12 protein-coding genes are annotated in these 20,660 nt (G+C 64.3%); 8 read left to right on the plus strand and 4 right to left on the minus strand.

Annotated elements, in window-relative coordinates; genetic code table 11:
- Positions 1-125: thioredoxin domain-containing protein (locus tag HY836_RS16915; protein WP_290678597.1), on the minus strand; the 125-nt coding region annotated here is incomplete at its 3' end.
- A 161-nt stretch (positions 126-286) separates the two neighbouring features.
- Here HY836_RS16915 and HY836_RS16920 point away from each other — a divergent pair.
- From HY836_RS16920 to HY836_RS16930, 3 genes are all read left to right on the plus strand, one after another.
- Positions 287-3,142: a PD-(D/E)XK nuclease family protein gene (locus tag HY836_RS16920; RefSeq protein ID WP_290678461.1), complete on the plus strand. Its 2,856-nt coding sequence runs from the start codon at positions 287-289 to the stop codon at positions 3,140-3,142.
- Complete coding sequence (locus HY836_RS16925) at positions 3,139-6,462, plus strand: exodeoxyribonuclease V subunit beta (RefSeq protein WP_290678464.1); 3,324 nt, start codon at positions 3,139-3,141, stop codon at positions 6,460-6,462. The genes HY836_RS16920 and HY836_RS16925 overlap by 4 nt, the downstream gene beginning before the upstream one ends.
- 151 nt (positions 6,463-6,613) lie before the next feature.
- Positions 6,614-8,383, plus strand: coding sequence for an HDOD domain-containing protein (locus tag HY836_RS16930; RefSeq protein WP_290678466.1), 1,770 nt, complete (start codon positions 6,614-6,616; stop codon positions 8,381-8,383).
- On the opposite strand, the gene HY836_RS16935 is transcribed toward HY836_RS16930, so the two are convergent.
- Positions 8,370-9,407 (minus strand): quinone-dependent dihydroorotate dehydrogenase, encoded by a 1,038-nt coding sequence (locus HY836_RS16935; RefSeq protein WP_290678469.1) that lies wholly within the window; start codon positions 9,405-9,407, stop codon positions 8,370-8,372. The two genes, HY836_RS16930 and HY836_RS16935, sit on opposite strands and share 14 nt — an antisense overlap.
- A 139-nt stretch (positions 9,408-9,546) precedes the next feature.
- On the opposite strand from HY836_RS16935, the gene HY836_RS16940 reads away from it, so the two are divergent.
- Positions 9,547-11,898: a Tex family protein gene (locus HY836_RS16940; RefSeq protein WP_290678472.1), complete on the plus strand. Its 2,352-nt coding sequence runs from the start codon at positions 9,547-9,549 to the stop codon at positions 11,896-11,898.
- An 11-nt stretch (positions 11,899-11,909) separates the two neighbouring features.
- On the opposite strand, the gene HY836_RS16945 is transcribed toward HY836_RS16940, so the two are convergent.
- A complete protein-coding gene (locus HY836_RS16945) occupies positions 11,910-14,228 on the minus strand; it encodes a heavy metal translocating P-type ATPase (protein ID WP_290678475.1) in 2,319 nt (772 codons plus the stop codon).
- A 135-nt stretch (positions 14,229-14,363) separates the two neighbouring features.
- Between HY836_RS16945 and HY836_RS16950 the strand changes: the two genes are divergently transcribed.
- Positions 14,364-15,434: a phospholipase gene (locus HY836_RS16950; RefSeq protein WP_290678478.1), complete on the plus strand. Its 1,071-nt coding sequence runs from the start codon at positions 14,364-14,366 to the stop codon at positions 15,432-15,434.
- 27 nt (positions 15,435-15,461) lie between these two features.
- A complete protein-coding gene (locus HY836_RS16955; protein WP_290678481.1) occupies positions 15,462-16,814 on the plus strand; it encodes a hemolysin family protein in 1,353 nt (450 codons plus the stop codon).
- On the opposite strand, the gene HY836_RS16960 is transcribed toward HY836_RS16955, so the two are convergent.
- Positions 16,784-17,920 carry an iron-containing alcohol dehydrogenase gene (locus HY836_RS16960; RefSeq protein WP_290678484.1) on the minus strand — a complete coding sequence of 379 codons (1,137 nt, stop codon included), beginning with the start codon at positions 17,918-17,920 and terminating at the stop codon, positions 16,784-16,786. The two genes, HY836_RS16955 and HY836_RS16960, sit on opposite strands and share 31 nt — an antisense overlap.
- A 370-nt stretch (positions 17,921-18,290) precedes the next feature.
- Here HY836_RS16960 and HY836_RS16965 point away from each other — a divergent pair, with 370 nt between their 5' ends.
- Both HY836_RS16965 and HY836_RS16970 read left to right on the plus strand, forming a co-directional pair.
- Entirely contained in the window at positions 18,291-19,064 is a 774-nt protein-coding gene (locus tag HY836_RS16965) for a TetR/AcrR family transcriptional regulator (protein ID WP_290678487.1), read from the plus strand.
- A gap of 181 nt (positions 19,065-19,245) precedes the next feature.
- Positions 19,246-20,655, plus strand: a complete 1,410-nt coding sequence (locus HY836_RS16970) for a 3-oxoacyl-ACP reductase (RefSeq protein WP_290678490.1) — start codon at positions 19,246-19,248, stop codon at positions 20,653-20,655.
- The last annotated feature ends 5 nt before the right edge of the window (positions 20,656-20,660 follow it).

Genomic DNA, 20,660 nt, shown 5'->3' on the forward strand with positions numbered 1-20,660 from the left:
GGGGCGATCATCTTGCAGGGGCCGCACCATTCGGCCCAATAATCCACCAGCACGGGCTGGGCAGATTGCAGGACGTCGGCATCGAAAGAGGCGTCGGAAATGTGTTTGATCAGGTCGCTGCTCATTTAACTATCCTTCAGTATGCTGGCGCGATGGCGACACCCTAGGGTGATTTCTCCAGCAGGAATGCAAAGATTCTGACACAGAAGATGTGGCCGTTCGGGCGCATTCCAAGAGACCTTCTTCAATGACCGCGATAGCCAGAACCTTTTTTGAATCCCGCAGCATGGCCATGGAGCCCCAGCACTGGCGCTGGGCGCCTCAGGACAGCGCAGAGACGTGCTGGCAGGCCTGGGCCATGGAAACGGCGGCGTGGTTGAAAGCCCAAGGGGCGGATCCTCGTGATGCGCTGATCGTGCTGCCCGTGGGCGCGGTGCTGTCGCCGGCGCGTCAGGCCTGGATGGTGGCAGTGGGGGGCTGGTTGCCCCGCATCGATACGATCGCGGCGGTGTCGGAAGGGCTTGTCTGGTCCTGGTCGCCAGACAGTTCGGCAGGCGAGGCGGGCTTGCCACCGGTCACCCTGGATGCCATCGTGGACCGCCTGCAGGCGGGGCGCAGCCTGGGCAGCGAGGCCTGGGGCAAGGCCTGGGCGCAGCGAGATCGGCGTGGATTTGAATTTGCCCTGGACCAGGTTGTTGCTGCGGCACACACCTGGGTGCGGCGCATGCAGTCCATTGCGCCCGCACAACGTGCCGCCTATCTGGAACTGGCTCGGGCGACGATGGGCGGCAGCGTCACGCAAGGCCCGGGTGGGCGAGAAAAGCTCCTGTTGGCCTGGGCACTGGAGTGGGCGGCATCCACCGTGGCCGGCGGGTTGCTTGTGGACCCCTTGTATGAACTGCGGCCATCCGCGCTGGTGGTGGTGACCGCGGGCGAGGCTGTCTCGCCAGGTACGGAAATCCACCTGACCCTGGGGTTGATGGCGCATCTGGCGGAGCAGGGCGTGCCCGTCTTGTGGCGCAGTGCCCTGGGCGGCGCCGAGCAAGTGGGGCAGAGCAGGGCGCGGCCACCTGTGGCCTGTGCGTGCCAGAACGCCGAAGAGGAGGCTCAGCAGGCCGCAGCCCAGGTGATCGCGGCGGTCAATGACGCCCGTCAGGGCAACTCGGGTCAAGTCGGTTTGCCCGTGGCCCTGATCGCACTGGATCGCAGCCTCATCCGCCGTGTGCGGGCCATGCTGGAAGGCGCCGGCATCCAGATGGCGGACGAGACGGGGTGGTTGCTGTCAACCACGCGCGCCTCTGCTGTGGTGACGCGCATGCTGCAGGCTTCGCATCCTCGTGCGTCCACGGATGATTTGCTGGATTGGTTGAAGTCCGGCTGGCTGGATTGGGTGAGTGGTGAAGGTGAACACGCCAGGCCCGATAGCGTGCAACTCAGCCGCGCCGTGGGTGAACTGGAAAGCTGGTGTCGCCGCCACGGGATGCTGGGTGCCTGGGGCTTGCAGGTGCCGCCTGCCAAAGATCAGGATCTGTCGGACGAGCTTGCCGCGCAAATCGTGCCAACCGGGCGCCAGGCCATGCCGCCCGCAGCCGTGCTGCTATGGCATTGGGCCGTGCACGTGGTGGCGCCCCTGCAAAGCCTGTGGTCGGGCAAACGCCCTTCGCTGAAGGAGTGGCTGCTGGGTTTGCTGGAGGCCTTGTCGCGCGCCGGAGCCTTGACGACCTTGCAAGGCGATGAAGCGGGCGAGCTGGCCTTGCAGTCCTTGCGCTTTGATAGCTTGAACGGCGCAGATCAGGCTGCGGGACTTTGGGCCGGACTGTCCAATCAGACCAGGCTGGACGGCCCTTCTTTCGTGCGCTGGGTGGGCACGGTGCTGGAGGCCACCACCTTTCGCCCGCCGGCCCCTGACGTGCCCGCCGATGTGGTGATCACCCCGATGGCGCGGGCCGTGTTGCGCCCCTTCCACGCGATCGTGCTGCCCGGTGCAGACGAGCGGCAACTGGGCGCCATGGGCAGTCAGTCCGGCTGGTTGAGCAGCAAGCTGTGCGAGGCCATGGATCTGGCCACGCCGGTGACGCAACGCGCAGCCCAATGGGATGCCTTCAACCTGCTGATGAGCCGCCCGGGCGTGGTGTGCCTGCACCGCCATGCTCAGGGCAGTGAGCCCCTGGAGCCCAGTGCCTGGCTGGAGCGCTGGTCGGCCCAGGAGGGTGTGCGCATCGAGCAGGTAGGTGATGTGCGCGAAGCCGCAGGCGTAGAGGTTCAATTCGTGCGCACGCCCTTGCCCACACTGCGCGATGCAGGCTGGGCTTTGCCCGAACAGGTCACGGCCACATCGTATGAGGCGCTGCGCCAGTGTCCCTATCGCTTTTTTGCGACCAGCGTACTGGGCTTGCGCGAACAGGACGAGCTCGAAGAAGGGCTGGACAGGTCGGACTTCGGCATCTGGTTGCACGAGGTCTTGCGCAACTTTCATGCTCAGCGCCAAGGCCAGCTCGCCATCAGCACGCCAGACGAAGACGTGCAAGCCTGGCTGGAATCTTCGCAACGTGTGATCAAGGAAATGGGGCTGGACAGAGACAGTCAGCGCCCGTACTTTTTGCCCTTTCAGGCTGATCTGGACAGACTCGCCCGCGCCTACGTGAGCTGGTTGCGTGAGCATGAAGAAGGCGGCTGGGCCATGCTGGATGCCGAGCGCATCGAGCAACGTGAACTGCAGATCAGCGATGACTTGAAGGTGCGCCTGTACGGGCAACTTGACCGCATCGATGTGCGTCATCACGAAGGCGCCAGGCAGCACCTCGTTCTGGATTACAAGACGGGCAGCCTGGATGGCCTCAAGCGCAAGATCGCCACGCCGCTGGAAGACACCCAACTGGCTTTCTATGCGGCCTTGTCCGACCCCCAATGGGCCGTACAAGCCTCCTACCTGCATCTGGATGTGCAGGACGTGAAGCAGCTGGATCATCCCGATGTGGAGCGCAGTGCGCAGGTACTGCTGGAGGGCCTGGCCAGAGACTGGACGCGGCTGCACGCCGGCGAGGCCATGCCCGCCTTGGGCGAGGGCATGGCGTGTGGCTTCTGCCAGGCGCGAGGGCTGTGCAGAAAAGACCACTGGACCATGCAGGAGGAGCAGGCATGAGCCAGGCCGCATACGAAGTCAATGGCCAGATCGTCGCCAGCGATCTGTTCTACCAGGTCGCGTGCGATCCGCATCGCAGCGTGGTGGTCGAAGCCTGTGCCGGCGCGGGCAAGACGTGGATGCTGGTGTCGCGCATCCTGCGTGCCCTGCTGGATGACGTGCCGCCCAACCAGATCCTGGCCATCACCTTCACCAAGAAGGCCGCCGGTGAGATGCGTGAGCGCCTGCATGGCTGGCTGCGTGACTTCGCGCTGGCCAGTGAAGAGCGGCGCGAGATGGAGTTGCGGATTCGCGGTGTCCAACCTGCTCAGATCGCCGCGATGGTGCCCAAGCTGCAGCAACTGTATGAGCGCTGGCTGGACGAAGGGCGGGGCGTGGACATCCACACCATCCACGGCTGGTTCTCCAGGCTGGTGAAGGCCGCGCCGCTGGACATCCTCAACGAACTGGGCCTGCCGCCTGAGTTGAACCTCGTCGAAGACACCAGTGAGCATTGGCCTGAGTTGTGGGGGCGCTTCCTGCGCCGGGTGGATGCGCAATCACCCGGCAAGCGCACCGGCGACGAAGCCGGCGGCGATTACCTGGCCTTCATGTCCATCGTGCGCGAGGTGGGCCGCTTCAATACCGAGGCCTGGTTGAGCACGGCCTTGAGCAACCGGCTGGAGTTGAGCCTGGCTGACAAGGCTGGGCATCTAATCGATGGCGTGGAGACGGCCGCCGACTGGTCTCTGCAATGGGCTGGGCTTGCACATCCGTGCGAGGCCTTGAGCCGTGCCAGCGTGCAGGATCAATTCTGGTCGCTGGCCAGGCAGCTTGCCACGGGCAAGACCGCCACGCAGCAAAAGGCCGGCGTGGCCATCGAGCAGGCCATGGGCCTGACCGATCTGCAGGCGCGCCACAAGGCTCTACGCAAAGTCTTGCTGACGGACAAGGGTGAGCCGCGCAAGAAGATGGGCGAGCTGGCGGATCTGGAGTGGGCGCAAGCCTGGCTGGTGGATCTGCAATTGGCCATCACACAGCAGGAAGGGCACGTGCTGCATGGGCACATGGTGAGTTTGTCCCGCCTGCTGTTCGAGGAATACGCGAAGTTCAAGACGGAGCGAGGCCTGGCAGACATGGTGGACCTGGAGTTGGCCGCCGCCCGTCTCCTGGGTGATCCCGAGCTGTCAGGCTGGGTGCAGGAGCGGCTGGACAGCCAGGTGCGCCAGTTGTTGATGGACGAGTTCCAGGACACCAGCCCTTTGCAATGGCAGACGCTCAAGTCATGGTTGTCCGCTTATGCCGGCGCGGGGGGCGGGCAGAGTGGTCGTCAGCCCATCAGCGTCTTCCTGGTGGGCGACCCCAAGCAAAGCATCTACCGATTCCGTCGCGCGGATCCGCGCGTGTTCAGCGCGGCCAAGGATTTCGTGCTGGAGGCGCTCGATGGCGACCTGCTGGCCTGCGATCACACGCGCCGCAACGCACCCGGCATCATCGACGCGCTCAACAAGGTCATGGGGCAGGCATGTGCGGAGGGCAGCTTTCCAGGCTTTCGGCCGCACACGACGACTTCCGAAGACGTGGCGACGATCCGTGTCCTGCCATCGGTCATGCGCACGACCGCTGCCAAGGACGAGCCCGAGGCGTCGTGGCGAGACAGCCTGATCACGCCGCGTGAGCAGGCGCACACCACCATCAAGGAAATCGAAGCCGAGCAAGTGGCGCAGGCGATTGCCGCCATGGTGTTCAACGATGGGCTGGCGCCCTCCGACATCTATGTGCTGAGCCGCAAGCGGGCCACGCTGAGCCTGGTGGCCCAGGCGCTCGACGAGCACGGGGTGCCCCACATCGCACCGGAGGATACGCGCCTGATCGACACGCCGGAGGTGCGCGATCTGGTCGCGGTGCTGGACGCGTTGGTGTCACCGCAACATGACCTGGCGCTGGCGCACGCACTCAAGAGCCCCTTGTTCGGGGCCAGCGATGCGGATCTCCTGGGCCTGGCCTGGCAGGTTCGGCAGGCAAAACGCAAGACCTCGTGGTGGGATGCCTTGATGCAATGGGGGGGGGATGAAGCTTGCCCCACCACCTTGGCGCGCGCTGCGACCTTGTTGCAGGCCTGGGCCGAGCTGGCGCGTGTGGCGCCGCCCCATGACTTGCTGGAGCGCATCGTCACCAATGGGGCTTACCGTGCACGATTGCTGAGCTGTGTGCCGGCCAGTCGGCGCGTGCAGGCCTTGTTCCATGTTGATGCGCTGCTGTCGCAAAGCCTGGAGATGGACGCGGGCCGTGACGCAACGCCCTACCGTTGGGTACGCGCGCTCAAGCGCCTGCCCTTGAACCTGCCGCCGCGCGCACAGGCCGATGCCGTGCAGTTGCTGACCATCCACGGTGCCAAGGGCCTGGAGGCCAAGGTGGTGTTCATGGTCGATACCGATCCAGAGCCCTCGCGCAAGGACAGCTATGCGTTGATGGTGGACTGGCCCGAGAGCGATGAGCGCCCCAGGCGTTGTGCCTTCATCCGCTCGCAGAGCAACCCGCCGCCCAGCCTGGCCCGCACTCTGGAAGAGGACCACGCGGCCAATCTGCGCGAGGAGTTGAACGCGCTTTATGTGGCCTTGACCCGTGCCCGCGAGCAACTGGTGTTCAGTCGCACGCAGCCGCGTGGCTCGCCAGAGGGCAGCTGGTGGCAGCGCCTGGTCAGCAGCGGGGCCATGGACCCCGAACAGGTCTGGCAACCTGCCACACCATTACGCCGCAGCGTGCCTGAAGATGAGGCATCAACCACGGTGCGGAGCCTGAATCTGCCCGCCTTGCAGCCTTTGACGTCTGCGCCCGACGAAACGAGGCGAGTGGTCGAAGAAAGCAGCGTCCAGCAGTTGCTGGGGCAGGTGGTTCACCGCACCCTGGAGTGGCTCACCCCTCTGCCGCTGCATGCGAGAACGGCCGAGCGCGTCGCAAAGGCCACGCAAAGTGCGGCCAAGGCCTTGCAACTGGCGCCTGAACATCACGATGCTGCACTGCATCTGGCGACCACCATCCTGAAGTCGCCGAGTCTGCAGCCTTGGCTGGATCCGGCGCTGCTGGATTGGGCAGGCAATGAGGTCGCCCTGCATGATGGCGAGCAGGTCCTGCGGATCGACAGACTGGTGGCGGTTCGCCGTGAAGCCGGGCGCGAATGGTGGGTGCTGGACTACAAGCTGCAGCACAGGCCGCAGGCCCTGGCGAGCTATCGCGCGCAGATGCAGCGCTATGTGGCAGCGGTGGAGGCCCTGCAGCCCGACGAGCCGGTTCGGGCTGCCTTCATCACCGGTGCGGGGGAGTGGGTGCCCCTTGACTGAGGGGGCGGCACCGCGGCCAACCCGGACTGTGTGAAAAAGGACCGGGTTTCGGCCCCTAGACGGGGTTTTGCCAATGGCGCCACTGTAGTGCAATCAAGGTGTTTACATGGGGATACACACGTCCCCGAGGAATCACCGCCTGCACACCAACATGGCCGCAGTCTCGCCTCCCACGACCACGGCGCCCCGCTATTTCGGGCGCTTCGAGCTGCGACAGATGCTCGGGCGCAGTCACGCCTCCGGCATCTGGCTGGCCCTGGACCCGCGCTTGCAGCAGGAGGTAATCCTGTGCGTGCCCCGTGCTCAGCCCCAGAAAGGCAAGGAGCTGGATGCCTGGACGCAAGAAGTGCAGGCCGGCACACGCCTCAAGCACCCCCATCTGACCGAGGTCCTGGAAGTGTCGGCGCACGAGGGCTGGCCCTTTGTGAGTTACGGGCGTGGGCAGAGCGTCTCTTTGTTCGAGCGGGTCTCTGTCGGCCCGCAGCTGACACCGCTGGAAGTGGTGGTTATCCTGTGCGACGTGCTGGATGGGCTGGCCTATGCTCACGAAGCTGGCGTGGCCCATCAGGACATCGCCTTGCACAACATCCTGATCGACAAGAGCGGGCATGCAGCGATTGCCGGTTTGAGTTGCGGCCTGGCCCCTTTGGCGCCGGGGCAGTACACACGGCCCCAATATGGGCGCCAGCAAATCCGGCAAGCGGCCGAGCGCGATGTGCTCATGGTCGGCCTGCTGGCTTACAGGCTGCTGGTCAACAGCCCTGCGCTGGATGAGCCTGATCTGGGCAGCGCTGCAGCGCGCATCGGCACGGAAATCGTGCGCCTTCCCTGGACGACGCCGCACCCCGTGCCGGAGACCCTGCGCGCCATCGTCAACCGGTCGACCGATCGGCAACACCGGCAGCGCTACCTGAATGCGCGGACCTTGCTCAGTGCCCTGCAGGGCTGGATCAAGACCAACGCTGAAGATTCAGGCGGCCCCTTGGCCTTGCTGCTGGATCGGCTGAATTCGGTGGGCGCCTTGCCCGGCCGGCCCCATACGGAGCGAGCACTGATCGGCACCCTGTCGCAGGAAACACTGCGGGTGGATGACTTCGTCGACATCATCGTCAAGAACCCCGCGTTGTGTTGGGAGATGCTGCGCGCCGTCAATGTGGCCTCCTACCAGAGCCAGAGCGCAGACGATGGGGTGACCACGCTGTCGCGAGCCGTGATGTTGCTGGGCCAGCAAGGCCTGCGCAAGGTGGCTGGCAGCGTGCGCGCATGGCCCGGCGCACTGGGTGCCCAGACCAGCCTTTCCGGCGATGAGGGCAGCCAGGCCATTCTGGACATGGGCAAGGAATTGCGCCTGACCTGCCTGGCAGGGCACATTGCCCGCCTGATGGCGCCGTTTTCGATCAGCGACGAGGAGGCCTCGATAGCAGCCATGTCGCAGCGACTGGGCTGGTTGCTGGTGCTCTACCACTTCCCGGAAGAGAGCATACAGATCAAGCGCTTGATGCTGCCAGGCCCCCCGGCCGATGCCGAGAGCGCTGCGCCAACACCTGGCATGACGATCGAAGCAGCGGCAGGCGCGGTATTGGGTGTCAACCTGGATGACCTTACCGCAGCGGTGCTCAAGCACTGGGGCATGCACGAGCGCCTGATCCAGGCAGCGCGGCCCTTGAATCGCAGCACGCCGGTGCGCACGCCGTCCTCACCAGAAGACACCCTGCGCAGCGTGGCCAGTCTGGCCAACGAGATCGTGCAGACACTGGAGCTGGAGACGCAAAAGGCCAGCCACGCGCTGCATCAGGTCTATGTACGTTACGCCCGGGCCCTAGGCCTTACAGCCAAAGAATGCGGCCTGACGCTGGAGCAGGCCATGCGGCTGGTGGATGGCAAGGTGACTGCGCCACCCAAGGCTGTCAGCCCAGCTTGAGCGCCTGCGCGCACTCCTTGACCAAGGCGGGGCCCTTGTAGATCAGGCCGGTGTAGATCTGGACCAGATCGGCGCCTGCATCCAGCTTGGAACGGGCATCGGCACCGCTCATCACGCCACCCACGCCGATGATCGGATAGCGCGGGCCCAGGGCCGCACGCAACTGACGGATCACCTGGTTGCTGGCTTCGAGCACCGGCGCACCACTCAAGCCCCCCGTTTCTTCCGCGTGTTTCATGCCCTTGACGGCTTCACGCGAGATGGTCGTGTTGGTGGCGATCACGCCATCGATGCCGTTTTTTTGCAGCGTGGCGGCGATCACGCCCACCTGGGTCTCATCCAGATCTGGCGCGATCTTCACGAACATGGGCACGGTACGGCCATGGCGTTTGATCAGTTCCTGACGGCGGGCTTGCAGCTTGCCCAGCAGGTCATCCAGCGCTTCATCGCTTTGCAGGGCGCGCAGGTTCTTGGTGTTGGGCGACGAGATGTTGACCGTGACGTAATCCGCGTGGGGATAAACGCCTTCCAGGCAGATCAGGTAGTCGTCAACAGCATTTTCGATGGGCGTCGCGGCGTTCTTGCCGATGTTCAGGCCCAGGATGCCGCCTTTCTGGCGGAACTGAGCACGCTTCACGTTGGCCAGGAAGCTGTCCAGGCCTTCGTTGTTGAAGCCCAGGCGATTGATCAGTGCATTGGCCTCGGGCAGGCGGAACATGCGGGGCTTGGGGTTGCCCGGCTGGGCCTTGGGTGTCACCGTGCCCACTTCCACAAAGCCGAAGCCCATGGCACCCAGGCCATCGATCACGCGACCGTTCTTGTCCAGGCCTGCCGCCATGCCGATGCGGTTCGGGAAGGTGATGCCGGCCACCTCGACGGGGTCGCTCACCCGGTCTGCGCCCCACAGGCAGGCCAGCGGCGTGTTCTGGAAGCGGGCCAGGCCGGCCATGGTCAGATCATGTGCGGCCTCCGGGTCCAGGTTGAACAGCACGGATTTGGGCAGGGAGTAGGGCAGCAGGGCCATGGCAGGCTGAGGTGGTCAGAAATGGACAATCGAACCTCGTATTGTCCCTGATCCGCTGGTGTTTTGAACAGCCTCGTTTCAGCCGGGCACTGTGGCAAACTGCGCCCCCTCCCATAGTCTTATCGAGAAGGTCATTCTCTTGGACAAGATCCTGATGCAACTGGCGGCCGAACTGAAGGTTCGCCTCGCCCAAGTCAAAGCTGCCGTCGACCTGCTGGATGGCGGTGCCACCGTGCCCTTCATCGCCCGTTACCGCAAGGAGGCCACCGATGGCCTGGACGACACGCAACTGCGTGATCTGGAAGCGCGTCTGGGCTATCTGCGCGAACTCGAAGATCGCCGGGCTGCCGTGCTCAAGAGCATTGAAGAGCAAGGCAAGCTGACGCCCGAGCTGCGAGCTGCCATTGAAGCCGTGCCCACCAAGCAGGAGCTGGAAGACCTCTACCTGCCATTCAAGCCCAAGCGCCGCACCAAGGGCATGATCGCCCGTGAAGCAGGGCTGGAGCCCCTGGCCGACAAGCTGTTTGCGGATCCCTCGCTGGATCCGCAGGCAGAGGCCGCAGCCTTCATCAACGCGGAGGGCGGCTTTGCTGACGCCTTCGCGGTGCTGGATGGCGTGCGCGACATTCTGTCGGAACGCTGGGCCGAAGACGCCACCCTGATCGGCAAGATGCGTGACTGGTTGTGGTCCGAGGGCCTGTTCAAGTCCAAGCTGATGGATGGCAAGGACCAGAACAACTCCGATGTGGCCAAGTTCCGCGATTACTTCGACTACGACGAACCCATCCGCACCGTGCCTTCGCACCGCGCCCTGGCGGTGTTCCGTGGCCGCACGCAAGAGATCCTCGATGCCAAGCTGGTACTCGATGAGGAAGTCATCCCCGGCAAGCCGACCATGGCCGAAGGCCGCATCGCCGTGCACCTGGGCTGGAGCCATGCCAAGCGCCCCTCGGATGACCTGATCCGCAAGTGCATCGCCTGGACCTGGAAGGTCAAGCTCTCGCTGAGCCTGGAGCGCGACCTGTTCACCAAACTGCGTGAAGCCGCTGAAGCCACCGCCATCAAGGTGTTCGCCGAAAACCTGCGTGATCTGTTGCTGGCGGCGCCCGCTGGCAAGCGCGTGGTGATGGGCCTGGACCCAGGCATCCGCACCGGCGTCAAGGTGGCCGTGGTGAGTGACACCGGCAAGGTGCTGGACACGTCCACTGTGTACCCGCACGAGCCCCGCAAGGACTGGGAAGGTTCCATCCACACCTTGGGCCGCCTGTGCGCCGCACATGGCGTCAACCTGATCGCCATCGGCAACGGCACGGCCAGCCGCGAGACCGACAAGCTGGCCGCCGACCTCATCAAGCGCATCCAGCAGATGGCGCCTGGTACGCCGATTGAAAAGGTCGTGGTGTCGGAAGCCGGCGCCTCGGTGTATTCGGCCTCCGAGTTCGCCAGCAAGGAACTGCCCGATCTGGACGTGAGCCTGCGTGGCGCCGTGTCCATTGCCCGTCGCTTGCAGGACCCCTTGGCCGAACTGGTGAAGATCGATCCCAAGAGCATCGGTGTGGGCCAGTACCAGCACGACGTCAACCAGAGCGAGATGGCGCGCACGCTGGACGCTGTGGTGGAAGACTGCGTGAACGCCGTCGGGGTGGACCTCAACACGGCTTCGGCGCCGCTGCTGTCTCGCGTGTCGGGCTTGAGCACGGCCGTGGCCAACAGCATCGTGCGCTGGCGTGATGCCAATGGGGCCTTCCGCAACCGCAAGCAGTTGATGGACGTGGCAGGCCTGGGCGCCAAGACCTTCGAACAGGCCGCAGGTTTCCTGCGTATCCGTGATGGTGACAACCCGCTGGACATCTCCGGCGTGCACCCCGAGACCTACTCGGTGGTGGAAAAGATCCTGGCCAAGACGGGCAAATCTGCCGCAGAGCTGATCGGCAAAAGCGACGTGCTGCGCACGCTCAAGCTCGAGCTGTTTGCCGATGACAAGTTTGGCGTGATCACCGTCAAGGACATCATCACCGAGCTGGAAAAGCCCGGTCGTGACCCTCGCCCTGACTTCAAGGTGGCCCGCTTCAACGATGGCGTGGAAGACATCAAGGACCTCAAGGAGGGCATGATCCTGGAAGGTACCGTCAGCAACGTGGCCCAGTTCGGCGCCTTTGTGGACCTGGGTGTGCACCAGGACGGCCTGGTGCACGTGAGCCAGTTGTCCAACAAGTTCGTCACCGATGCCCGCGAGGTCGTCAAGACGGGCGACATCGTCAAGGTGAAGGTGGTGGAGGTAGATCTGGCTCGTCAGCGTATTTCGCTGACCATGAAGCTGGATGCGGCCACGGGCCCGAAAGCCGCAGGTGGCGCGCGTGATGCCAACAGCTTCAAGCCGGCTGCGCGCAACGAGCGCAGCGGCGGTGGTGGAGCAGGGCGCGGTGCTCCTCAGCCTCAAGGCCAATCCGCCATGGCGGCAGCCTTTGCCAAACTGCAGCCCAAGCGCTGAGTCGAGGGGGCTCAGGCTTTCAGGCGCAAGAGCCTCAGCCCGTTGAAGACGACCAGCAGGCTGGCACCCATGTCGGCAAACACGGCCATCCACAAGGTGGCGTGATTACCCAGTGCCAACGCGAGGAAGACGGCCTTGATGCCCAGCGCCAGGGCGATGTTCTGTTTGAGCACACGGCTGGTGGCCTGGCTGAGGCGAATGAACTGGGCGACTTTGCGCGGGTCGTCGTCCATGATGGCCACATCGGCCGTCTCCAGTGCGGTGGCGGTGCCTGCCGCCCCCATGGCGATGCCCACGGTGGCCCGCGCGAGTGCCGGCGCGTCATTGACACCATCGCCCACCATGCCTACTGCGCCATGCACTTGAACAAGCTGGTTGATGGCATCGAGCTTGTCGGCGGGCAGCATGTTGCCACGCACCTCGGAGATGCCAGCCTGCCTGGCAATGTGCTCGGCGGTGGCCTGGTTGTCACCCGTGAGCATCACGGCCTTCACATGCAGTGCATTCAATGCCTCGATCGCTTGTCGGCTTTCGGCTCGCAGCGTGTCCGCCATGGCCAGGATGGCCACCGCGCCCTGTTCATCGAGCAGCACGAAGGCGGTCTTGCCCTGGATCTCCAGGGTCTCCAGGCGGGCTTCCAGCTCTGGCGAGCACAAGCCCAGCTCCTCCACCAGGCGATGGTTGCCAAGCTGCCAATGCTGATCCAGCAGGCGGCCTTTCACCCCGCGGCCAGCCAGCACATCGAAGTGCTCGACCGGGGCCAGGGCACCATGCGGATCACGCTCGCGCCATGCGGCGACCAGCGCCTGTGCAATGGGGTGGCTGCTGTGTTGATCCAGACTGGCGGCAATGCGCAGGGCGTTCTGTGCGTTGTAGCGTTGGAGCGTGATGACGTCGGTCAAAGTAGGGCGCCCTGCGGTGAGGGTCCCTGTCTTGTCCAGCGCAACGGCCTTGATCAGGCGGCCTTGCTCCAGATGCACGCCGCCCTTGATGAGGATGCCCTGGCGTGCCGCGTTGGCCAGCCCGCTCACCACCGTCACAGGCGTGGACACCACCAAGGCACAAGGGCAGGCGATCACCAGCATCACGAGAGCCTGATAGACCCAGTGCATGGCGCCGCCACCGGCCAGCCAGGGGCCCAGCACGGCCACCAGCAGGGCCAGCACCACCACCGAAGGCGTGTAGTAGCGCGCGAACTGATCGACAAAGCGCTGCGTCGGCGCTCGCTGGGCCTGCGCTTCCTGAATCGCCGCAGCAATGCGCGCCAGCGTGCTGTGGCCCGCCGTGGCGGTGACCTGCGCCTCTACCACGCCATCCACCACGATCGAACCTGCAAACAGCAGGTCACCGGTCTGCTTGTCCACCGGCATGCTTTCGCCCGTGATGGGCGCCTCGTTGAGCGCAGCAGGGCCCTTGAGCACGGTGGCATCCAGGCCAATGCGCTCGCCAGCGCGCACCATCATGCGTTCGCCTTCCGCCACGGCCTCAACTGGCACGCTTTGCCATTGGCCTTGTCGCCAGACGTTCACCGTATCCGGGGCAAGCGCACTCAAGGATTGAATGGCCTTGCGCGCGTGTTCCAGCGACGCCGCCTCGATGGCCTCCGCGACCGCAAACAGGAAGATCACCATCGAGGCTTCAGACCACTTGCCGATCAGGACGGCACCCACCACCGCCAGCGTCATCAGGAAGTAGATGTTGAGCGTGAAGTTGCGCAGGGCGATCCAGCCCTTCTTGAGCGTCGGGCCACCAGACAGCGCGACTGCCAGGCTCGCGGCCAGCGCGACGCCCCACAGCGGCGCCTCCCGCCAGTCCAGCACCTCGGCCACCAGGGCGGCCACGCCAGCCACCGCCAGTTGCAGCTTCATGTGCAGGGGCACGGCCTGGGGCAGCGGCGCCGCCTTCTGGCCGACCTCCAGCAGGGTGGGCGCCATGTCCAGTTCGGTGAGCGCCACCGCCAGGGTGGATGCGTCCTTCAGTTGGTGAAAGACGGTCAGTTCACGCGCGATGAGGTTGAAGTCCAGCCGCACCACGCCGGCCATCGGCTCCAGGCGGTTGCGGATCAAGCGCTCTTCGGTCGGGCAATCCATCTTGTCGATCCGAAAGCGGACCCTGTCAGCTCCCTCCGGTGCGGCCTGGGCGCTTGCAGTGTTGACCGGAACGGTCACATCGCCTGGCGCGCAGCAATCGTCATGGCTGCAGCACGCAGAGGCGTCCTCATGTGCGGCGTGCTCGTGATGATGCGGATGCGCACCCGTCGGGGCTGACTTGGGCGCAGCCACCTCCACGCGAATCGGGATGTTGATGGGGCGACGAGTAGGGTTGCTCATACAGATGAGGCGAGCAGGATTCAGATCATTCTGGCATGTTGCAGGTGTTCTCGGTGCGCTTGAATGCAAGACCCTTTCCGAACGCGCCAGATGCAACACGTAGCATGCGGGCTTGCTCGGGTATTCTTGGCTCCCATGAAGGCATTGCACATTCACGTTGGCGAACGCGCCCGCCGCCATATCGCAGCACACGGTTTGTCCCCACAGGACGTCCGGCTGGTGCCAGCTGCGGCAGGTGGCCCCAAGGGCCTCATCCTCAACCATCTGGATCAACATCTCTTTGGTCACTGGCTGCCGCAAGGCGGTCACACGGTGCACCTGGTGGGGGCGTCGATTGGCGCCTGGCGCATGGCCACTGCGGCGATGGCCGACCCGCTCAAGGCCTTCAAGGACCTGGCCAGCGGCTACATCCAGCAGAACATCGAGCCCGAAGTGGGCCGCAAGATGCCGAGTTCCAAGCGCATCACGGCGGGCTTCATCGAGACACTGCGTGACTTCTTTGGCGACAGCGTGCCGGGCATGCTGCAGCACCCCAGGTACCAGTTGCATGTGCTGACCTCGCGGGGGCGCCAGGTGCTGCGCAAGGGCACGCCGTCGCGCACGGTGGCGGGCTTCACCGGGCTGGCGCTGGGCAATGCCATGTCCAGAAAAGCGGTGGGCCTGTTTCTGGAACGCACGGTTTTCTCCACCGCCGGCGAAGCCTTGCCCGTGCCTTTGAATGATCTGCCCACCGGTCGCGTCGAGCTGGACCGCTCCAACTTCATGCCCGCCATGCTGGCCTCATGCAGCATCCCCTTCATGCTGGAGGCCGTCAACGACATCCCTGGTGCCAAGCCGGGTTCGCACTGGGATGGCGGCATCGTGGACTATCACTTCCACTGGCATTACTCGGCCATGAACCAGGGTCTGGTGCTGTACCCCCACTTTCAGCAGGGCGTGGTGCCTGGCTGGCTGGACAAGGCCTTGAAATGGCGCCACAAGGCCAGTCCTTGGTTGGACAACATGGTTCTGCTGGCGCCAAGCCCGCAATGGGTGGCGTCTCTGCCGGGCGGCAAGCTGCCAGATCGCAATGACTTCGCGGGCATGAGCTACGAGCAGCGTGTGAAGGCATGGACACAGGCCGTGGTCGCCGCAGAAGCCTTGTCCGATGAATGGCAGGACTGGTTGCGTCGCGGTTGCCCGACGGATGAGCTGCGCCCGATCTGACGCACGGCTTGTGGCTACACTGGCTTCATGGATTCACTCTCCAGCCTATTGTTGATCGCAGCCTTGATTGCTGCCAGTGCCTTTTTCTCTGTCGCCGAGATGTCCGTGGCGGCGGCGCGCCGTCTGCGCTTGCGCCAGATGGCCGATCTGGGCGACCAGCGTGCGCAGCGTGTGCTGGCTGTTCAGGCCGAGCCAGGCGACTTTTTCACGGCCATCCAGATTGGCATGAACACGGTGGCCATCCTGGGTGGTGTAGTAGGTGAGCAGGCCTTTGCGCCCCTGATTCAGCCCTTGCTCTTGGGGCTGCAGGTTCCCGCTCCTCTCGCGCAGACGCTGGCCTCCGTGGCCTCGTTCGTGATGGTGACCAGCCTGTTCATCCTGCTGGCAGACCTCTTCCCCAAGCGCCTGGGCATGAGCGCACCTGAACAGGTCGCCGTCAGGGTCGTGGGCCCCATGCACTTCGTGCTCGGCTTGCTCAAACCCATCGTCTGGTTGTTCAAGCGCCTGACCGATGCCCTGTTCAAGCTGCTTGGCCTGTCCGATCACCGCGACGAAGCGGTCACACCAGACGACATCCTCGCCATGGCGGCGGCCGGTGCCGAGGCCGGGGTGCTGGCCGGTGCCGAGCACCGCGTCATCGAGAACGTCTTCGAGCTCGACACCCGCCTGGTCACCAGCTCCATGACGGCGCGTGACCACGTCATCCACTTCTTGCTTGACGACAGCGAAACCCTGATCAAGGCCCGCATCGACCAATACCCGCATTCCACCTACCTGGTCTGCGATGGCGACATCGACCATGTCGTGGGTTATGTGGATTCGAAGGACTTGCTCAGCCGCGTGCTGAACAACCAGCCCATCGCCTTGCATTCGGAAGGGCTGATCAAGAAGGTGTTGATGGTGCCCGACCGCATCACCCTGTCGGAGATGCTCACGCAATTCAGGCAGGCCTTCGAAGACTATGCCGTCATCGTCAACGAATACAGCCTCGTGGTGGGCATCATCACCATCAACGATGTGATGAGCACGGTGATGGGCAGCCTGATGGCCCCGCTCGATGAAGAGCAGATCGTGCAGCGCGATGCCGACTCGTGGCTCATCGACGGCATCACGCCCATCGAGGACGTGCTGCGCGCACTCGATCTCGACAGCCTGCCGTATCAGGAAGACTACGAAACCATTGCGGGCTTCATGATGGTCATGCTGCGGCGCATCCCCAGGCGGACTGATTCGGTGTCCTGGGGCGGCTTCCGCTTTGAGGTGATGGACGTCGACAGCTACAAGATCGACCAGATCATGGTGACGCGCGAGGCGTCGCCGGGCGAGGGCGCCTCACCCGGCCTGGGTGATCACATCGAGGCAGAGAGCAAGTCCATGTAATCGTCCGCCGTGGCGATACGGGGATTGGTCTTGTGGCAGTGATCGGCCAGCGCGCCCGTCACGATCTTGTCGAACCACTCACGCTGCACGCCCAGTTCGGCCAGGCCCTTGGGCAGGCCCAGGCGGGCGTTCATGTCGCGGATGGCCTCAGGGATGTCTGCCGCGTTGCGCAAGCCCATGGCATGGGCCATGCGTTCCAGTCGGCGTTCCTTCTGGATGGATTCGGCCGCCGCGTTGAACTTGATGACTTCAGGCAGGAACATGGCGTTCAGCGTGCCGTGGTGCAGCTTGGGGTTCACGCCGCCCAGGCTGTGGCTCAAGCTGTGAACGGCGCCGAGGCCCTTCTGGAAGGCCATCGCGCCCTGCATGGAGGCGCTCATCATGTTGAGGCGGGCTTCCCGGTCGCTTCCATCTTTGGTGGCACGCTCGATGTGGTGCCAGGCGCGCTCCAGACCATCCAGCGCGATGCCATCGGCAGGCGGATTGAAGGCCGGCGCCATGAAGGTCTCCATGCAATGGGCGATGGCGTCCATGCCGGTGGCAGCGGTCAGGGCCGGGGGCAGGCCGAGGGTCAGTTCAGGATCGCAGATGGCGGCCTTGGGCATCAGGTTCCAGGAGTGGAAGCCCAGCTTGCGCCCGTCGTCGACGATCACGATGGCCCCGCGTGCGACCTCGCTGCCCGTACCCGCTGTGGTCGGCACCGCGATCAGCGGCGCAGCTTGTGCGGTGATCCTGGGCGAGCCACCCAGAATGGTCGCGTACTCGGTCAAGGGACCTGGGTGCGTGGCCATGATGGCCAGGCCTTTGGCCAGGTCGATGCTGGAGCCACCGCCCACGGCAATCAGGCCATCGCACAGGTTGGCCTTCCAGGCCTCGTGGGCCGCACGCACCGAGGCCTCGGTTGGATTGGGCGGCGTCTGATCGAACACGGTCACGGGCAGGCCAGTCAGCGCATCCAGGGCCTTTTGCAGCACCCCAGCAGCGCGCACGCCGGCGTCCGTGACGATCAGGGGGCGGCGGATGCCCACGCGTTCGCATTCGGATGCCAGCAGCTTGATCGCGCCGAACTCGAACTGGATCTGGGTGAGGTACAGGATGGTGGCCATGTTGATGTCTCTCTCTCGCTGTTCGTTTAACTCAAGCGGGAGCAACTTTAGCGTGTTTGGACTGAGGTTTCTTTCAAGATCTTCGCTGGCTCAAGCCAGTTGGTGCCGAGAATTTGCAACATGTGCTGAAACGCTCAACGCGGGGACCTTGCTTGCGCCCGCATCGCGCTCGCCGGGCAGGACCTAACGGCGACACGGCGGGAATAAATCACGCCTCACGCCATGGCCTGCCCCCGGGGATTGGGGGAATTGACAATTTTCTATGGCCAGGGCTGCCGCAAAGGCGCTGGTCTGACATACCATACGCACCCAACGATAAAACGGACGTTTGAAACGTTCGTACTGTGTGTACCGTGGAGACCCGTTGACCATGCCCCAGGCCTCGACCCGTCTGTCGCCTGCCGATACGAAAACGCGCATTCTGGATGCTGCGGAGACGCTGTTCGTCTCTGGCGGCTTCGAATCCATGTCGATGCGCCAGATCACCAGCGCAGCTGGCGTCAACCTGGCCGCCGTGAACTATCACTTCGGCAGCAAGGACGCCCTGATCCAGGCCGTGCTGTCTCGGCGCCTGGATCCGCTCAACGAGCAGCGTGTGGCCATGCTGGATGCCTTCGAGGCCAACCTGGGTGACAAGCTCGCCTGCGAACACATCCTGGTTGCCCTGTTCCTGCCTGCTGTACGCATATTCCGCAGCGACGAACCTCAGGCTGACCGCTACCTGCACTTTCTGGGGCGCTCGTACACCGACCCATCGCCCGTCGTGCGCGACTTCATCAACACGCACTACATCCAGACGCTCGGGCGCTTCTTCTTTGCCTTTCAGCGCGCCTTGCCCGACCTCAGCCGCGAAGACCTGGGCTTTCGCCTGAACTTCGCCATGGGCGCCTTGTCCGGCATCCTGGCGGGTGGCAACACGCAGAGGCTGATCCGCGAATTCACGCAACAGCAGGGCGATCACGAGGCTGTCATTCTGTCGCGCCTGGCTTCATTGATGGTCGCCGCGCTCAAGGCGCCGCTACCAGGCCCCAATGATGCGATTCAGTTTGGCGCGATGGCCAATCTGCCAGGTGTGGCCGGCATTGGTCCGGGCGCAGCAGCCCCAGCCACCGATGCCCAGGCGCCCGCGCCGGTCAACGCCTGAACGACAAGAGTCGCCTGACCATGCACCCGATTTCTTGTCTGTCCCCCGGCCTGACAGGAAGGTCCACACCGATCTGGGGTGGACTTGATCAGATGGTTTGCCGTTTGAGCAAGCCACGTTTTCAACCAGCCAAGGCAGGACTGTTCACGTCCGCTGGCTCAACCACCGAAGAGTGTCTCGTATGAAAGACGGTTACCTTGACTTTGCCAACTCGCCCATGGGCGCCAAGCTCATCAATGCCCTGGGGCTGCCCAAGCCGTTGCAGCTGGAGCGTTACAAGGCCGGCCAACCCGTCATTCAAGGCACGGTTCTGATCGGTGGTGGTGGCGAGCCTCAGTTGCTGGAGGCCCTGGCTGCCTTCTTCAAGAGCGTCGGCGCACAGAGCCTGGCGCATGAAAAGCTGCCTCAGTGGGTCTCGGTGGCCAACAAGGCTGGCCTGACGACAGGTCGTTGGGGCAGCAACGGCCAACCAGGCGAAAAGGTCAAGTGCCTGGTGTTTGATGCAACCGGTCTGGACGACAGCACCCAGTCCGACGCCCTGTACTGGTTCTTCCACGACGCCGCCCGCTCGGTGCTGCCTTGCGGCCGTGTGGTGATCCTGGGTCGCCCACCCGCAGAATGCAAGTCGCCCCGCAAGGCCACCATTCAGCGTTCGCTGGAAGGCCTGACCCGTTCGCTGGGCAAGGAACTCAAGAAGGGCATCAACGCCAACCTGGTGTACGTGTCTGAAGGCGCCGAAGGCAACATCGAGTCCACCCTGCGCTTCCTGCTGTCGCCCAAGTCGGCCTATGTGTCGGCTCAGGTGATGCACGTGGGCAAGCCCGTGGGCGACCTGGTCGTGCCCAAGGACTGGAACCTGCCGCTGGCCGGCAAGAAGGTGCTGGTGACCGGTGCCTCGCGTGGTATCGGTGCCGCGATCGCCGAAGTGATGGCCCGTGACGGCGCCCAGGTGATCTGCCTGGACGTGCCTCAGGCTCAGGAAGGCCTCAACGAAGTGGCCAAGAAGCTGGGTGGCACCGCGCTGGCGCTGGACATCGGCGCTGCAGACGCGCCCCAGAAGCTGGTGGATGCAGCCAAGGCGCAAGGCGGCTGGGATGTGGTCGTGCACAACGCCGGCATCACCCGCGACAAGACCATCGCCAACATGAAGGAACACCTGTGGCAGCTGGTGGTGAATGTGAACCTGTCGACTCAGGAACGCATCAATGAAGCCCTGGTGAGCTCCGGTGCCCTGAAGGCCGGTGGCCGCATCGTGTGCGTGTCGTCCATTTCCGGTATCGCCGGCAACATGGGCCAGACCAACTACGCCGTCTCCAAGGCCGGCGTGATCGGCATGGTCAACAGCAGCGCCCCCGTATTTGCCGAACACGGCATCACCATCAACGCCGTGGCGCCTGGCTTCATCGAAACCCAGATGACCGCCGCCATCCCGTTCGCCATCCGCGAGGCCGGTCGCCGCATGAACTCCATGAGCCAGGGCGGTCAGCCTGTGGACGTGGCTGAAGCCATCGGCTGGTACGCCAGCCCGGCCTCCGCAGGTGTCACGAACAACGTGATCCGCGTATGCGGCCAGAGCCTCATTGGCGCTTGATCCAC

Source organism: Aquabacterium sp., assembly GCF_016234775.1.
Lineage (GTDB): Bacteria > Pseudomonadota > Gammaproteobacteria > Burkholderiales > Burkholderiaceae_C > Aquabacterium.

Coding starts and splice junctions, on each gene's coding strand:
- HY836_RS16955 (WP_290678481.1), top strand. CDS start 15,462: ATGGATTCACTCTCCAGCCTATTGTTGATCGCAGCCTTGATTGCTGCC.
- HY836_RS16965 (WP_290678487.1), top strand. CDS start 18,291: ATGCCCCAGGCCTCGACCCGTCTGTCGCCTGCCGATACGAAAACGCGC.
- HY836_RS16945 (WP_290678475.1), bottom strand. CDS start 14,228: ATGAGCAACCCTACTCGTCGCCCCATCAACATCCCGATTCGCGTGGAG.
- HY836_RS16970 (WP_290678490.1), top strand. CDS start 19,246: ATGAAAGACGGTTACCTTGACTTTGCCAACTCGCCCATGGGCGCCAAG.
- HY836_RS16930 (WP_290678466.1), top strand. CDS start 6,614: ATGGCCGCAGTCTCGCCTCCCACGACCACGGCGCCCCGCTATTTCGGG.
- HY836_RS16935 (WP_290678469.1), bottom strand. CDS start 9,407: ATGGCCCTGCTGCCCTACTCCCTGCCCAAATCCGTGCTGTTCAACCTG.
- HY836_RS16925 (WP_290678464.1), top strand. CDS start 3,139: ATGAGCCAGGCCGCATACGAAGTCAATGGCCAGATCGTCGCCAGCGAT.
- HY836_RS16960 (WP_290678484.1), bottom strand. CDS start 17,920: ATGGCCACCATCCTGTACCTCACCCAGATCCAGTTCGAGTTCGGCGCG.
- HY836_RS16950 (WP_290678478.1), top strand. CDS start 14,364: ATGAAGGCATTGCACATTCACGTTGGCGAACGCGCCCGCCGCCATATC.
- HY836_RS16920 (WP_290678461.1), top strand. CDS start 287: ATGGCCATGGAGCCCCAGCACTGGCGCTGGGCGCCTCAGGACAGCGCA.